Source organism: Vibrio chagasii, assembly GCF_002954585.1.
Classification (GTDB): Bacteria; Pseudomonadota; Gammaproteobacteria; order Enterobacterales; family Vibrionaceae; genus Vibrio; species Vibrio chagasii_A.
This window is the reverse complement of the sequence record NZ_MSCI01000002.1, coordinates 1,478,293-1,494,188: the sequence shown is the minus strand read 5'-3', so window position 1 is coordinate 1,494,188 and position 15,896 is coordinate 1,478,293. Positions and strand designations below refer to the sequence as shown.

General features: G+C 42.2%; 16 protein-coding genes. 15 read left to right on the top strand and 1 reads right to left on the bottom strand.

All coding sequences use genetic code 11. The annotated features are described in order from the left end of the window. The first annotated feature begins 25 nt into the window (after window positions 1-25). The 6 genes from BTO10_RS15035 (at window position 26) to BTO10_RS15005 (ending at window position 5,082) form a co-directional block, all read left to right on the top strand. Window positions 26-445: a hypothetical protein gene (locus BTO10_RS15035; RefSeq protein ID WP_105025063.1), complete on the top strand. Its 420-nt coding sequence runs from the start codon at window positions 26-28 to the stop codon at window positions 443-445. A 111-nt stretch (window positions 446-556) separates the two neighbouring features. Next, entirely contained in the window at window positions 557-889 is a 333-nt protein-coding gene (locus BTO10_RS15030; RefSeq protein WP_105025062.1) for an immunity protein Imm33 domain-containing protein, read from the top strand. Window positions 890-1,346: 457 nt separating this feature from the next. Further along, window positions 1,347-1,763: a DMP19 family protein gene (locus tag BTO10_RS15025; protein WP_105025061.1), complete on the top strand. Its 417-nt coding sequence runs from the start codon at window positions 1,347-1,349 to the stop codon at window positions 1,761-1,763. Window positions 1,764-1,855: 92 nt separating this feature from the next. Next, the gene (locus tag BTO10_RS15020) at window positions 1,856-2,176 is read left to right on the top strand and encodes an SMI1/KNR4 family protein (RefSeq protein ID WP_105025060.1); all 321 of its coding nucleotides are present in this window, start codon (window positions 1,856-1,858) and stop codon (window positions 2,174-2,176) included. 436 nt (window positions 2,177-2,612) lie between these two features. Next, window positions 2,613-2,894, top strand: a complete 282-nt coding sequence (locus BTO10_RS15015) for a hypothetical protein (protein WP_105025059.1) — start codon at window positions 2,613-2,615, stop codon at window positions 2,892-2,894. A gap of 1,393 nt (window positions 2,895-4,287) precedes the next feature. After that, window positions 4,288-5,082 (top strand): class I SAM-dependent methyltransferase, encoded by a 795-nt coding sequence (locus BTO10_RS15005; RefSeq protein ID WP_105025057.1) that lies wholly within the window; start codon window positions 4,288-4,290, stop codon window positions 5,080-5,082. Between the two features lie 274 nt (window positions 5,083-5,356). Here BTO10_RS15005 and BTO10_RS15000 read toward each other — a convergent pair whose 3' ends face one another. Then, on the bottom strand, window positions 5,357-5,614 hold the full coding sequence (locus tag BTO10_RS15000) for a bacteriocin (protein WP_004741852.1): 258 nt from the start codon (window positions 5,612-5,614) through the stop codon (window positions 5,357-5,359). Window positions 5,615-5,646: 32 nt separating this feature from the next. Between BTO10_RS15000 and BTO10_RS14995 the strand changes: the two genes are divergently transcribed. From BTO10_RS14995 to BTO10_RS14955, 9 genes are all read left to right on the top strand, one after another. Next, the gene (locus BTO10_RS14995) at window positions 5,647-5,955 is read left to right on the top strand and encodes a hypothetical protein (protein ID WP_105025056.1); all 309 of its coding nucleotides are present in this window, start codon (window positions 5,647-5,649) and stop codon (window positions 5,953-5,955) included. Beyond that, window positions 5,956-6,498: a baseplate complex protein gene (locus BTO10_RS14990; RefSeq protein ID WP_105025055.1), complete on the top strand. Its 543-nt coding sequence runs from the start codon at window positions 5,956-5,958 to the stop codon at window positions 6,496-6,498. 13 nt (window positions 6,499-6,511) lie between these two features. Next, on the top strand, window positions 6,512-7,201 hold the full coding sequence (locus BTO10_RS14985; RefSeq protein ID WP_105025054.1) for a hypothetical protein: 690 nt from the start codon (window positions 6,512-6,514) through the stop codon (window positions 7,199-7,201). Beyond that, complete coding sequence (locus tag BTO10_RS14980) at window positions 7,192-7,887, top strand: hypothetical protein (RefSeq protein WP_105025053.1); 696 nt, start codon at window positions 7,192-7,194, stop codon at window positions 7,885-7,887. The genes BTO10_RS14985 and BTO10_RS14980 overlap by 10 nt, the downstream gene beginning before the upstream one ends. A gap of 2 nt (window positions 7,888-7,889) precedes the next feature. Next, window positions 7,890-8,087, top strand: a complete 198-nt coding sequence (locus BTO10_RS14975; RefSeq protein WP_105025052.1) for a hypothetical protein — start codon at window positions 7,890-7,892, stop codon at window positions 8,085-8,087. 160 nt (window positions 8,088-8,247) lie between these two features. Then, complete coding sequence (locus BTO10_RS14970; protein WP_105025051.1) at window positions 8,248-9,807, top strand: methyl-accepting chemotaxis protein; 1,560 nt, start codon at window positions 8,248-8,250, stop codon at window positions 9,805-9,807. Between the two features lie 571 nt (window positions 9,808-10,378). After that, the gene (locus BTO10_RS14965) at window positions 10,379-12,190 is read left to right on the top strand and encodes a hypothetical protein (RefSeq protein ID WP_258098771.1); all 1,812 of its coding nucleotides are present in this window, start codon (window positions 10,379-10,381) and stop codon (window positions 12,188-12,190) included. 520 nt (window positions 12,191-12,710) lie between these two features. Next, on the top strand, window positions 12,711-14,177 hold the full coding sequence (locus BTO10_RS14960; protein WP_105025050.1) for a lytic polysaccharide monooxygenase: 1,467 nt from the start codon (window positions 12,711-12,713) through the stop codon (window positions 14,175-14,177). A gap of 213 nt (window positions 14,178-14,390) precedes the next feature. Further along, complete coding sequence (locus BTO10_RS14955; RefSeq protein WP_181143985.1) at window positions 14,391-15,809, top strand: aminotransferase-like domain-containing protein; 1,419 nt, start codon at window positions 14,391-14,393, stop codon at window positions 15,807-15,809. The last annotated feature ends 87 nt before the right edge of the window (window positions 15,810-15,896 follow it).

Below are 15,896 nucleotides of genomic sequence, written 5' to 3'. Positions count from 1 at the left end.
ATTCGTTATGTAGCTATGGAAAGTCATGAGATTTGAATTAGAACCAGAAGTCGCTGGAGGACTAGGCGAAAAAACCGTGATGGATAACTCGCAATTCCCCCCTCGAGTTTCAAGTTTGCATTATGAATTTGATGGTTGGCTTGGAGATGAACTCTTAGAGTCCTTTCCTTGCTTTATAGTCACTGAAACGTTGGCTAATAAGATTAAGGACTCGGGTCTTTCAGGGGTAGAAATATTGGATGTGATTATATCGAAATCTTCAGATTTTGAAGAGCTATATCCAAATACAGAACTACCATCTTTTAAGTGGCTTAAAATTGATGGTGACTACTCTAAAGATTTCTCGCTAAATTCAGAAAATCTGTTGCTTGTATCTAAATCAGCTTTCGATTTGATATCTCAATTTTCAATAATGAATTGTGAAGTCAGAGAAGCCGGTACATAACAAGGCCGTTAAACAAAGGACACAAAATAGCAGGCTTGTGCTCCTTCGTCGCTAATTTTAGCCTGCTATTTTGTGCCGTTTACGGCAAGCGTTATAAGCCAAAGGGAGTTTATGAGTAATCAGCGAGAAATTTGCTCAAAATTTGAAGCGGAATATATACCCTGCGAAGAGAGCGAAAAATTGGGTATCGCCATTCAAACTATAGGAAAACTCCCGATAAATGGTTTAAGGCATGAAGCCGAGAATGGCACATGTGGTTGGTACCTTTGGTGCGGCGAGGAGATGGCTGATGCTCCGGATTTCTTTAAACCTTTGCATGTAAGTCATATCAATGAATATCTTCCCCAAGTCGAGCCGTACTTAGCTTTACCTCCCGGTTATAGATTTCTACTAGCTGAGGATTACGTTGATGTTTGGCAAGATACGGACCTATTAGGCTTATAACAAGGCCATTAAACAACGCCCCCTTCGGGGGCTGGACTCGCAAAAAACGCGCTCGCCGTTTATGGCTGCGTTACTTTTCCATACTTAGGCTAATTCGTTATATTCTAATTTAGTAATAGAACTGACTCAGTTCTGTCCAGAACCTTCATAGTTGGCACTTCTTAACTCAGTTGTGCCCCAAAACTAGTTAGACTAAATAATCTACACATTTTAGAGGCGTTCGTTTTACCTACAAAATCTAATATCTAATTTATGTACCATCTTTACTTTTTTTCTATGTATCTATACAGTTTATTAAATTGAATATGGAAAGTGGCTCGTTTTTATGTGACGGTGAAATGAAAGTTTGATATATATTATTTGAATTTAATGGGTTATGGTCGGTTTGTTTTAAGTAAGGCTGGCGGGAAAATGAGCCGGCCTGTTATTAAGAATGTTATATGAATAGGAAAGTTCAGTGGACTACGATGAATGGGCATTAGAAGTAGGAATTGATGCAACGTCAAAAGCTCATACTACTGGTTGGGAATCATTGACCGAAATAGAAAAAATGTTTTGCGTAGTTAATGACATCGAACGTGAAGTTTACAACGGTGGCTTTGACCAGTTCTTTTATAATTCTTCTGGTGACTTCTCATCTTGTTCCGTTGAATACCTAGTTAAGTTGGGAGCAATAGAAACCGCAAGAATTGTGCAAAAAGCTATATCATTCTTTCCTAACTCTAAACCAGAATCAGACCAAGAAAAGCGCTGGGAGCAATTACGAAAAATTGAAAATATAGCATCCTCTTCTTGGGAAGAACTAGACAACGAATTTTATGACTTAGAAGAAGACCGCCATTTAAAAATGTGGCAAATTCATCTAATAAGTTAATAATGGCAAGGGCGTAAAACCCATGGCTTGCGCTCCTTCGTCGCTAATTTTAGCCTGTTAAGGCGGACGTTAGGGCTCTAGAGGTAATATTTATGTTTGGAAAGATCTTCATCGACTCTTCAGGTTGTGAGTATGGAGTTATTCGGAAAACGAAAGCGACTACACCCAGCGAGTTATCTGATGTAAGTGTAATTGCCGAAGATGAATGCGGTAACTACTTCATACTAAATACCCAGGGAGTCTTTTTTTGGGATCACGAAACATCGGGTAGAACTTTTCTTAGTGCATCACTACAAGAGTTTGAGGAAAGTTGTATGGAGCCTAGATGTATTGAGCTATCCGAAGGTCAGGTAGTTTCTAGCTGGATAGATCCAGATTTTGCAAAATTATATGGCATAAAAAACAAAACCTAATAGATAAGGGTTAAGCGTTGCGTAGCAAACGTAAAATCCCAAATGTTGAACAAGCCTTAGCCGATATATGAGTAAGTTGTGCGTCCTTCACGTTAATTTTACTATTTGCCATACCTGTAGTTATTGGTAGTTTGCGAATTTAGAGAAAGCGCTGGCACATTTTTGTCCATAACCTTCACAGATGGCACTTCTTAGCTTGTGATCACTAAGCGATTCTCTCGTACCTTAATTACCAAGCGACTTTGTCATTTTGATAGTGTTTCTGGTGGCAATGCGCCTCAAAATGAACAAACTTTAGCTTTTGATGGCGTAAGCATGGGTTGAAATGGCATATTTCTGTTTAAATTTATTGTTGTCCTCCAACGCTAGGGTATGATTCTCAATATACTAAATTTTTCTATAGTTTTTATTAATTTATAAGGCGTAAGTTTTTGCAATGAAAGAAATTTTTTTGGGGTTATCGTTACTTGCTCTAGCTGGGTGCTCAACAACGACAACAGGTCCTACCCCATCAGGAAAAGACCAGTATGTAATGTCTAGACAGGAGGGGGCTTTCCCGTCAGGTAGTGAGCCGCTATTGCAGGAGTTATTAGAACAAGCTAATAATTTTTGTAAAAGCCTAGATAAAGAATTAGAAGTAATAGACACCCACGAAAATCAGGGGCCATTTATTTTGGGAAATTATCCCAAGGCAACAATACGCTTTAAGTGTTTGTAGTGTTTGACAAGACAATGCGACTTTACGTAATGGCCCTTAACACGAACCCAGCCAATACTTATATGGTGCGATGTTACTCATAGCACTAGCTCTTCACTAAAAAACTTTGCCGTACTTGTAATTTGCCTATTTAGCAAAGTCACTGACAAAGTTCTGTCCAAAAGCTTCTAAGGTTGAATTTTTAACCGTGATACTTTCTAGCTTGAAAATGCCCAAAGAGGTGTTTGGTAGTAATTAAACCTTCGTGAGGTCTATTTGGGGAACAAGCTAGAGGTCAACGGCGGCGCGCCAGTTTCGTAAATTATGGCTGTTCAAGCTACCCTAGGAGTCGTGATACATGCGATTGCTAATGTGCACGTTGTGAGAGAGCGCTTCATATATACCCCCCAAATTTAAGGTAAAAAAATGCCACCTCAAGAGGTGGCCAAGTAGTCCTACTGATTTAGGTATTGCAAGTGAGTGCATATGTGATGTTAGTGCAAATTTTGTAAAGCGCAACTATCTAAAGTAGTAATGTTGAAGCCACTCGAAAGGGAATCAATTATGCAGGGTATTTGCCCTGTTTCAGAGTTGGATGAAATATGAGGTCATTAATCTGATTTGAGTGTGGTGAACTTTCGTGAGGGACGAACGAATAGTTATCCATCGCCCAAATCCGACACAGGAGCGCCTTGGCGTTCCCCGTTAGAACATTGCTTTAGGTTTACCTGGAAAAAAAGCCACCTCATGAAAGGTGGCGAAGATTGCGGCCAGTGTGTCAGCCCAGGAGTGATTATAAGCTTAGTTGCACATTGTCTAGATTCCAGATATTTACTTGCTCATAATTTGAAGTGGGTCGTAAATGGAGTAGGGCAGTACGAAAACTTTCACAACGAGAAAGTTTTCGTACTGCTAAACCAAATAATTTTTAGGGCTGTCAGCAAAGCGATCTGCTGCGTAGATACTGACTACGCGCTTAAGCGAGTTACAGTACTTAAGTTAATTCACACCTTGCTAAGTTAGAAAAAACTCGACTAGAAATTGTCCAAAGATGTGCTGATGCCGCTCTCGGCAAACACGTCTTTGCCCCTATTCAAGTTAAACCTATCTCAACATATCTTGTCTGAGTTTAAGCTATATCGTTTTAAACCACTGAAATCAGTTCAAGGTAATCACGTTTCTTAGAAGTTGACATTGTCATATTTCGGTATAGGATGCATAGAAAATACCTCTTCCATTAAAGGATATACGCCAATGAACAACTAATTCTGTTTCATCCATTTAATCATCGGATTTACAGGATCAGTAGGCGTAGTCTATCTTTCATATCTACAAATTAAAGAATCAGCTTAAGATTTAAAAGTTCATATTGAACTGAGTTCTACGTCTATCTTCCTAATTAATAGGAGGCTTTATGCCCAAGATAAGTACAGATATCATAAATCACAATAGTTTAGTTTGGGATAAATTCGCGCTAGCTGAAGCGGATTGGTCAAAACCTGTGTCGCAAGAAGTAATTGAGCAAGCCAAGTTGGGAAACTGGTCCGTTCATATTACAAAGCAACCATTAACCGAAAGTTGGCTTCCGAAATGTATAGAGGGCAAAAAAATCTTGTGTTTAGCCTCTGCAGGTGGTCAACAGGCTCCTGTTCTCGCGGCAGCAGGTGCAATAGTTACGGTATATGACCTCTCTCGAGAACAGCTCAATAAAGATAAATTCGTCGCTAAACGAGACGAACTGAACATTACCACTATTCAAGGAGATATGAGAGACCTTAGTATCTTCGAAGAGCAGACATTTGATTTTATCATTTCTCCAATATCAAATTTGTATATCCCTGATCTCAAAGACCTTTGGAATGAATGTTACCGAGTCCTTAAAACGAAGGGGGTTTTATTAACTAGTTTTTATAACCCTGTATTATTCATTTTCGAAAGGAATAAAAAGCTAGAAGAGCAAGGGCTCATAAAACCTAAATATGCGATACCGTATTCTGATAAAACTAGTCTTACCCAAAATGAATATGAAGAAAAGCTATCTACAGGACAGGCCATTGTCTTTGGACATACTTTAACAGAGCAAATCGGAGAACAAATTAATTCCGGTTTTGTAATTGCTGGTTTTTATGAAGACGAACACCCAACCCCGCGATTTATTATTGAAAACTATTTACCAACAATGATTGCAACTAAAGCTATAAAGCTTTAGATTGCTTTCGCAATGTTTATTACGAAAGAATGACGATATGTAAGGGAAGGACTTGATGCACAATAGGTTCTTTCGGGCTTAATTTTGTCCAAAAGCTTCTTAGCGGAATCTAATACATATGAAAAAGGCTGCCAGAAGGCAGCCTTTTTAGTTTAGCAAGCGTTGGTGTTACTAGTACCTTCCCCCGAATGAGTCACCATCACATCTGAACTGTCCGTGGACAAAATCCACTAACTGTTTAGATTCGAGTGATGTCTCATACAAAGCGGTAACTTTATATTGTCTTTAGTACTACTGCGACTCGCCCGACAATCTTTATATCTTCTTCAGTCACTTCCATCGTAGTGTCACCAAATGCGACAGCTAGTTTTTTACCTGGTAACCGCTGGACGTGATTGATAGACAAATGCCCGTCGATATCTACTAAATACTTTCCAGAGACAGCGCTCTTGATATCTTGATTTACAAGGTACAGAGCCTCGTTTGTTTCTATTTCAATAACTGAAGAGTCATTCAAACCGTACTTGTTCAATTTGTATGAACCAAAATCGTAAGGGATAGGTCATGATATCAGAATTAACGTTACCCACCGGTGAAGTGCTCATTAACGTGCCAAGTGAGCCGCTCATTTTAATGGAGCTTGGACTCACGGAAGAAGAGACCATGGCTTGTCTCTCTGCCGAGAAAGAGAAACAACAGCTTGAAGAGGTGATGAACAAACGCAAAGCCGCGTATCGAAGAGAGTCAGACCCATTGTTTATGGAATGGCAATTTGACGGCACCCCAGAGTCTGAAGCGCTTTGGAAGCGTAAAGTAGAAGAGATAAAAGCGCGCTACCCTCTACCGAGCGGTGACAATGCGTCTGAGGAGTAGATAACGTTACTCATTCTTAACGGCGCCCAGCTCCCATTAAAAAACCTGCGCATTGGCGTTCGTCAGCAATTGGCCGGACAAGACATGTCCGGCCAAACCTCGGCCACCGACCAAGCGGAAATGGGCAGCAAGGGTAAAATACTCACGGTGAAAGGGGTCATCCCTTTTACCAAAAGCCAGCTATTAACCCACTTGTTCAGCATGGCGGAAGCCCAAGATAACGATGCGCGCCAAATCTACCGTATCAGTAACCAAACCGCTGAAGCTTTAAAGATTCGTCAGGTGAAATTCCAAGGCGTCGTGCGCGCCGATGAGCAAGAAGCTCACCGCCAGTGGAGCGTGTCGTTTGAGCTGGTTGAACACCTCTCGGTGCCAGAGCGAGTCGAGCAGCGTCAACCGGATAAGCCTGCCGCGCAGCAAAAGGTGCAGGGGGTAAAGACGCCGGTTGAAACTGGACAAACCGAAGACGTGCCACCCGATACACAAGTGGAACTGACAGGCGTGATGAAAGTGCTGAAAAGCGTGGATAACGCACTGGCGTAAACGAGGGTTAACTATGACCATCAACAATAAGTTTCTTTGCCGTGCGTATGTGGGCATGCATAAAACCAAAGTCAAAAGTCACCGCATCGTTTTCAGTCACAATACGCCGGGTCGATGTGAGCTGTCGGTTGAAGGAAACCCAGAGCCCAATACGCTCATTGCGATTGATTTAGGGTGGGGGGATGACGTAACGCGCGTCTTTCTTGGTTATATCGAGCGCGTACAACCTTCTGAAAAAGGGTGGTCAACCGTGTTCTGTCGTGAGCTCGCGGCTCTTCTCTATCAGCCGCTCAATATCATTTTGCGTCACCCAACACTGATGCAGCTACTGAGCGAAGTCACCAATAAAACGGGGCTGCAATTTGTGGTACCAGAGAAAGCTTACAGCCAAACGGCCATTCCTTGTTTTTATAGCGATGGCAATGGTTATCGTGTCATCGATGAGCTAGCCCAGGCATTTAGCATTGATGACTTGTTTTGGCAGCAGCAGAGCAATGGCCAAATATACATCGGCAGCTGGGCTAATTCATTCTGGGTAGACAAACCCATCACGTTGCCCAATGCACTGATGACCAACCACACGGCTAACAAATCAGTAAAGGTGCCGGCTATACCAAAGCTCAAGCCTGGTGTGTTGGTAAACGGGCTTCGATTAGTGGGCGTTGAGTTTGAAGGGACGGAGGCCAAGCTGACATGGATGTGAACACCATCAAGCGAATCATCTTGAGACTGTTCCCTGAATTCACAGGGCGATGGCACTTACCCCGTTGGGGGAAGGTCGTAGCACTGCGAGAGCTGCCTGAAGAGGGCGATTTATCCGATCGCTTTTACCCACATTACGCGGTAGATGTTCAGCTACTCGATGAAAAAGGCATGGAGTATGAAGATAAATCACCACTGCAGGCCGTGCCGCTTCCCGTTCCTGGTCTCGGTGACCATGCTGGTCGTTTAGAGCCACCGGCTATCGGCAGTATTGTTGAACTCGGCTTTATGTTCGGTCAACCGGATAAGCCCTTCATTCGTTGCGTGCTGCCACTGGGATTCAAGCTACCAGGCATCAAAGAAGGGGAAAGCCGCTATCAACAGCGAAAAGGCGTGTATCAATTAGTCGACCAGGGAGGCAACTTTGAGCGAAAGACAGACCAAGCCGATAAGATTGAATGCCTCACTCAACAAATCAAAGTGCTCGAAGATCGAATTGTAGAGATAGACGGTGACCACACTGAAACCGTCGAAGGCAATAGAGCCATCAAAGCTAAGGACATCACCGAAGAGGCCGACACCATCAAGTTCAATGGCGGAAAAGGCGTGTGCACTGGCGCGAGCATTTGCCCGTTTATGGGTAAACCGCATGTTGATGTATCAACCACCGTTTATGCAGGGAAGTAATCATGACAATAAGTAAAGCATCACTGAAACAGAAATTGGAAAGCGAGCTTAAGGCCCAGGGTTTTGTGCTTGATGGCGAATTTGCTATGGCAGGTAAGATGGCAGAAGCCATTGCCAACGCAGTGGTGGACGAAATTACTCAGAATGCCCAAGTGGAAGTCACAGGCGGCAGCTCTGCGGGGAGTTATCAAGTGCGATGAGGTGTAAGTTAAACCACAAATTGAAGTTATAGCTTTTGTGACGTTATAGCTTTCAACACGCTTTGTGACCAACATACGTTTGCTCTAATGTCATGTTGATTTTTGTAAATAAGTGTGTAGATAATCGCTATTAATATACTTATTAACCATAAGGATAATCATGGCAGCTCAGAGTTACAAACAAAAAGAGATCACATACCCAGCCAGTTATAATCTTCTATCCATCACGAAGCCAAGTAGTCATATTACTTATGCAAGTAAGGAGTTTTGTGAAGTTGCTGGGTACACTCAAGAAGAGCTCGTAGGGAACCCACATAATATGGTTCGCCATCCTGACATGCCCTCTGAGGCTTTCAAAGATATGTGGGAACACCTCAAGTCGGGCAAGTCTTGGATGGGTATAGTTAAAAATAGATGTAAAAATGGCGACTATTATTGGGTCGATGCTTTTGCTTCCCCAATTATCGAAGGCGGTAAGACTGTCGAATATCAATCGGCACGTCTAGTTCCAAGCCGTAAGCATGTGGAAAACGCAGAAAAAATTTACAAACAGATAAAGGCGGGACGAACGCCTCGTAAGCTAAAAGGTGTACGTAGTCGTTTGTGGCAACGAGCAGCGGTCTCTATTATACCGCTATCAGTGATTGCAGCAGCTGTTGAGCAGTTTTTGTATCAAGGAGTGGGAATATGGCTTTTGATGATAGCTTCCATTACTAGTATTTATTTGTTGACTCGCCGCTTGGAGTCATTAACAGAAGAAGCACGTAAAGTGTTTGATAATCCTTTGATGGAGCTTGTTTATAATCAACATGTCGATGATATCTCAGAAATACAGTTAGCTCTAAAAATGCGTCAATCAGAGTTGAACGCTGTTGTTGGGCGAATACAAGATTCTAACGAACAAATCAGTTCTGCTGCTCAGTCATCTTCTAACAACTGTGATACGACAGCAAATAACCTCTCTAATCAAGCCTCAGAAACAGACCAGATGGCCGCGGCTATTAATGAAATGCATGCCACTGCAAACGAGATTGCCCAGAATGCGCAAAGTGCCTCTGAAGTGACTGAGCAAGCGAACCTGGCCGCGAATGAAGGTGTGCAATCTGTAAAAGAAACAGTTGATTCAATAACAATGCTATCGAATCAATTAAATGAAGCTTCAGATGTTATTACTCAGTTAGATGAGCATGGAAAAACAATAGATGTGGCACTGACAGTTATCCAAAGTATTGCTGAGCAAACTAATTTACTAGCGCTAAATGCTGCAATTGAAGCTGCACGAGCTGGAGAGCAGGGACGAGGTTTTGCTGTTGTCGCTGATGAGGTACGTACACTTGCGCAACGAAGCCAAGTATCAACACAAGAGATTCAAAGTGTTATCTCACTTATCCAATCGAGTACTCAGAAAGCCGTTCAAGTTATGGCGGAAGGTAATCAACTTTCTGAAGTGTGTGTAAGCAGTGCAGAGCTATCTGGTGAAAAGCTTAATGCTCTTATTCATCAGGTGAACGATATTTCTGATCGCAATGCTCAAATAGCTACAGCGATAGAAGAAATGGCGTGTGTAACAGAAGAAATGAACACAAATGTACAGTCGATCAGCGAATTAACTGCTGAGACTAATACTTTAGCATCGGAGACCCGCGATGAGTGTGAAGGCTTAGTTCGAAACTTAGATTCACAGGGGCAGCTGGTATCACAGTTTAGAGCAACCAATTAATTTCATTTTTCAAAAAACATTCTGCAGCTCTTGAAATGCTGTTGTCTGTATGAGTTAGAGTGCGTATAATTTCGTGCTTATTTTTAATTTCATCATACCCCTATACTTTGCCCACTTTCTCCCATTCTGAAAGTGGGCTTTTTTTCTCCATTTCTTGCCGTCTCTCAAAGATAAAATCGTCGCCAGTTTGTCGCCACTTCTAACTTGTTTTATTTCCGCGTGAGGGTTTATCGCCGATTTTTACCCAATCTTATTCTCTTTTATATACTATTTCTCGAAATTTTAATGTTAACAACAGTCTGTGTTTGATAACAATTGTTTTACTTCAAAGCTATTTGGATGCATAAAAAATCAAGGTGGCAGTTATTTTATCATAAAATAAAATTATTACCTCGCTATATTGATTTATTCATGTGATGTTTGTGTTGCATATGTTCCTTGTATGCCTTTGGGTGTTTGGGTTGTTTTTTTGTAATGATTTATTCGTTAAAAACAACCCTTATTAGCATAAATACTTTTAATTTGTGTTTGCACTGTAATCAATCCAATTAATCAAATACTGAGAAAACATATGAATATTACTATAAAGAAGCTAGCACTGGGCATATCATTAGCCATGGTCCAGTATTCTGCATTTGCTGATCACAATACCTTTCCTACACTCAACAGTTCACATGAACATAAGTTTAAAGCCAATAGTCAGCTTTCTAGAGAATCTGAATTAACTTTCAACTTCGTGTTAAATAATGGTCCTAGAAATAAGTTAGATACTTTATCTAAGTCTTACTTAAATCAAATTGAAATTATTGATAAGAATAATCCTTTTTATGATGAAAACCGTGTTAACCGTGATGCAGTAAAACAAGAGGTAGCTGAATCAATACAATATTATTTAAAACATCAGTTAGTGTTGAACCCAAGGTTCGCTATATTGGGCGGGAAAGTTGAGGAGTGGTGTTTGGAGGCACTTGACTCTACCTGTGTTAGTCCGATTGAGCCATTTGGACAATTGGCACACCTGGATAGTGCAATGGCGCCTTCGGGGGGGTTTACACTTATTGTCGGCAAACCTCATAGTCAAGCAACAATTAAAACGATACTTCAAACCGTACCTGGGCAGCGCTATACGCTTTCTTTTGACATCACCGGTGAATTTGTTAAGCATCCCGGACTCTCTTATACATATCAACCACTAAATACACGTGTGTCCATTGGGGGGGAGGATACGCTAATCACTAAAGCGCACCCTTTAATTCAAGAAGAGTTTTGGTCTGGGGGCGTTTATGGGGTTGTAGATGCACCGTGGGATAACAACGAAAACGGCCGAAATCATTGGGAAAAGGTTGAACTGCAGTTTGTAGCGACGCAAGAACAAACTATCTTAAGTTTTACAAATCTTGCTAGAACGAACAGTGGTCAGCAGACATCACCAACAATGCTCTCTAACATAATGGTTTATGATGATGTGACAGCAGATAAAGGCCTTCAGCCAGGTAAGGTTGCGGTTATCGCCACTGCTGGCGTTAGCGTTGCTGCGCTTGCTGGGACGACAGTTTATCTGGCTCGCAAAGGTGTTTTTCAAGATGTATTCCAAGCTCTTGGATATTCTGCAACTACAGTTGGTCCTGGTACTGATGCTATGAAACTAAATGCGTCTTTCGATGATATGTATGAGATCCTGCAAGGAAATGGTGGTAAGCAAGCTTTAGAAAATTATTTAACCTTCCCTACTCGAGAGTATGGCGCTGAATATTTTGAGAATCAGATTTCAGAGTCCGATCTTAACTTTATGACTGATATGGGATTTAAAGAACTCCACACTGGTTTGCCAGCCAATCAGCTCCCATTTGATGAGAGCGCGACATACATCACAAAAACGGTTTCAGATATCGCGCCTATAGAAGAACAAACTGTCATCAAGTTTGACTCTCAAGAAGCTGCTGCAAGTTTTGTTAGGCAGTTAGATTCGTACTTATTGAGGGAAGAAGACGCTATCCCAGGGATCAGTCAGCATGTGAATAGTATTAGTGTCATTGTTGGTACTGATGAAGCAAATGCAGTTGTAGCGGAGCATGAATCTGTGATTATTCTTCACAGTGCTAGTGAGTTTGAAGCTGGCGATGCTGGTCTTATGGGAGTAGGCGAATTTGTTGCCAGGTTTGCGGTTACCAACGGTTTTGAACAGTCTATCGTTGATAGTCTGCCGTTCATCTACAACTCAACAAGCCTCGCAGGTGTTGGTTGGAGTTCAGTCGTAGAAGACGTAAGTCAGGCTGCAACTACTGCCATTCATAGTTCCTACCAAGCAGGGATGACTGCAGAAGAATTTTCTGAAGCAGCAATGGAAGCTTTGGAGGTTGCTGGTATCGTAGCGTTACTTTAGTTCCTATTAGATAATTTGATTAACGGGGTGCTGAAGTATAAGCATTGTGCTTCTTATGGCCTATCAATTCTAACGGCCAGCACCTTGACCATGTCGACTTTACAAATTTAGTGAGACAGCAATGGAAGAAGTTGGACTAAGATCTCACTCATCTAGCTGATTTAATTCCCTTTTGACTATGAGAACCTCAAAGCGGCTTACTCGCTAAGCCGCTTTTTTCTTCACTTTGAATATTGTTTCTACAATCAAGACAGGATACTGAGATCCAATAATTAGAAGCAACATCATCTATCTACAACGCTTTTGTTTGAGTTGTGTGATTCCGATTCCTATCGATATAAAACTCACTGTTATTGATAAAATTGACGTATATATTTTTCGTTGTTCTTTAAACGAAAACTATAAATCCTTGAACTACAATCCTAATTGGTCGGCAGTCATTGGCATTGTTTAGGATAAAATAATAGAGAGTGGGAAAGTGACAACAATAAATCATAATCTTCTTAAAGCAGCAGTAGGTATGGCTTTACTATCGAGTGTGCCGTCGGTGGCAAATGCTCATGGTTGGTCTGAGTTTCCAAGTGCACGTCAGAACACGTGTTACGAGCAAGGTGGCATTTGGTCGGGCACGCCACCAAACGCAGCCTGTGCTCAAGCTAAAGAAATTTCTGGCTCATATCCCTTTGTTCAGCGTAACGAATATGCAAAAAATATTCAGGATTTCAACAACATCAATGCTGTAAAAGCAGCGATTCCTGACGGCACGTTATGTTACGCCAATGATTCGCAAAAGCGTGGTATGGGCGCACCTCACACGGGTTGGACTCGTACCGAGCTAAGCACTGGTACGTTTGAATATGTATTCAACGCGACGGCACCGCACAACCCTTCATTTTGGGAGTTTTACCTAACCAAACCAAATGCAGACTTGAGCAAAGGCCTAGCGTGGGGTGACTTAGATCTTATCCAAGAAGAGGGCAACGTCCCTGTAAATGGTGGTAAATACCGCATCAATGTAACCATTCCTTCGGACCGCTCTGGCGATGCAATTTTATTTGTGCGCTGGCAGCGTAATGATTCGGCAGGTGAAGGCTTCTACAACTGTTCAGACATCACCATTACTGGAGGTACAACTCCTCCGCCAGATCCTACTCCGCAACCAGATCTAGTACGTGGCGACCTGTTTGTGTCTGATCAGTTCGGTACACCAGAAATTGGCGACACAGTTCAGTATGACATCATCAACAAGTATGGTGAAATCGCACGTAGCTTCGACATTGTGATTGATGCGAGCAATGTGAACGATTGGGCTCGTCTGCTAGCTTCTGAAATTAACGGTTGGCATGAAGAGTTCAAAGACGGTGCGATCTTCATCGGTGACTGGCATGCTGAAATGCAGCACTACATGTACTTCCAAAACGATCCGTCTCGTAATTTCTTTAATTCAAAAGATAGTCGTGCTTCAGGTCAATTAACGCTTATTGAAGGTGGTGAAGGCGGTGTTGAGCCGTTGAAAGGCGATATTTACGAACTTGTTAAGAGTGACAATGTCGTTAATGCGGGCGACAAAGTTGTGATTGCAACAAGTGAAGCCGCAAACCTTACGCAAACACAAGGTTCTGCAGTAAGCATTCAAAACAATGGTACGGCTTCAATCGTGGTTGATACTACGGCGATCACAGCGAACGAAACCTTGTCTTTCATTGCTAGCTCTATTGAAAGTGAGAGTGTTGAAACCTTCACATTTGAAGTGATTGCTGAAGATGGTGGTGTAACACCTGACCCAGATCCAACGCCGGATCCAGATCCGACTCCAGAGCCTACACCAAACCCGGGCACATGGGATTCATCTAAGGTTTACCTTGGTGGTGAAATTGTGACTTACTCTAACCAGTCCTGGAAAGCGCAGTGGTGGATTCAGGGTGGTGAAAACCCGAAAGCGACTTACGAAAACGACAAATGGGGCGTTTGGCGTCCAGCTAACTAGTAAGCTAGTTAATCTAGACTAAGTAGCTCAGAATTAAGGTACCACACTCGATTGATGAGTGTGGTGCCTTTTCTTATATGGGTGAGATAAACAAGTCGACCACAGAGGTAATTGAGTTTAGGGTAGGGCTTTGGTTTACCTTGAATGTCTGCATATCTCGAATATCCAGAGTTTGGTAATCTTTAAGTGCATTAGCTAGAAAAGAATTTATTGATGAAAAAATCACAGATACTCGCCAATACAATCAAAAATCAGATAGAGCAAAACATCTGGTTAAGTGGTGAGAAGATCCCATCAATTCGAGATGCGTGTAAGCGTTACAAACTCAGTATTGAAACGGTGTTGCAAGCGTATCAACAGCTTGAAGACCAAGGCTATGTGCGCTCAAAGCCTAAGTCCGGCTATTTTGTGTTACCTCGCAGGAATGTATTCACTTCAGAAAACACGCAACACAAAGCCATCAAGCCGTATCCCGTTAAGATAAGCGATTTGCTTTACGATGTCCTTCAACGAGCCAAAGACCCTAGCATCATTCCGCTTAGTTCCGCATTTCCAGATCCTGCCTTGTTTCCGCATCAAGCATTGTCGCGCAGTTTAGCCAATGCCAGCCGCCAAATGCCAGATAACAGCATGCTCACCAATTTACCTCCGGGCAGTGAAACACTCCGTAGACAAATTACTCAGCGTTACCAAATGCAAGGTTTAAATGTATTGCCGGATGATATCGTGATTACCTCTGGTGCGATGGAAGCACTTAACCTCTGTTTGCAATCTTGCACGGAGCCGGGTGACTTGGTCGCTATTGAGTACCCTGCGTTTTATGGCGTTTTGCAGACCATTGAAAGGCTTAACCTTACAGCGGTAGAGATACCAACAGACCCTGAAACTGGTATAGATTTAGATGTGTTGGAGTCGGTGTTCGCGTCGATGGATATCAAAGCGTGTTGGTTCATGACTGAATCACAAAACCCAGTCGGTTATTCGATGAGAGACAACAGCAAGCAACGACTGGCTGAGTTGGTGAATAAACACAAGATCCCGATGATCGAAGACGATGTGTATCGTGAACTTCACGTTGGTAACCAAACATCATTGCCCGCCAAAGCCTATGATACAGGCGAACAGATTATGCTTTGTGGTTCTTTTTCAAAGTCATTGTCACCGGGCTTTCGAATTGGTTGGGTCGTGGCAGGTAAACAAGCGCTGAAGATTCAACGATTGCAGCACTTATCGACACTCTCAAGCAGCATTCCTATTCAGCTTGGTTTGTCTCACTATCTAACGTTTTATAGCTATGACAATCACCTTAAAAAGCTGCGTAAGCTACTGAATGAAAGGAAGAAGGCGCATATAGCCCTGCTCGAATCCAGTCTGCCTAAGAGTGCTCTGATTCATAAAAGCCAAGGCGGTTACTTCCTTTGGGTAGAATTGCCTCACTCTGTTTGTGTTGAGAAGCTTTATGAGCGAGCTCTTGAACACAACATCTCTGTCGCGCCGGGCATCATCTTCAGTAGTGACAAACAGTTTTCCCATCACATTCGCCTGAATTGTTCATACGCTTGTGACGATAAAATCGCTAATGCTATTCAAACGCTAGGCAACCTAGTCAGAGCCATGGAATCTCAAACTTAAACCGTTAGCTTAATTACCGACTGGTTTACTAAAGCGAGTCATTTATTGACTGTACAAACAATCTGTTCTGTTTTTTAACGACTTATC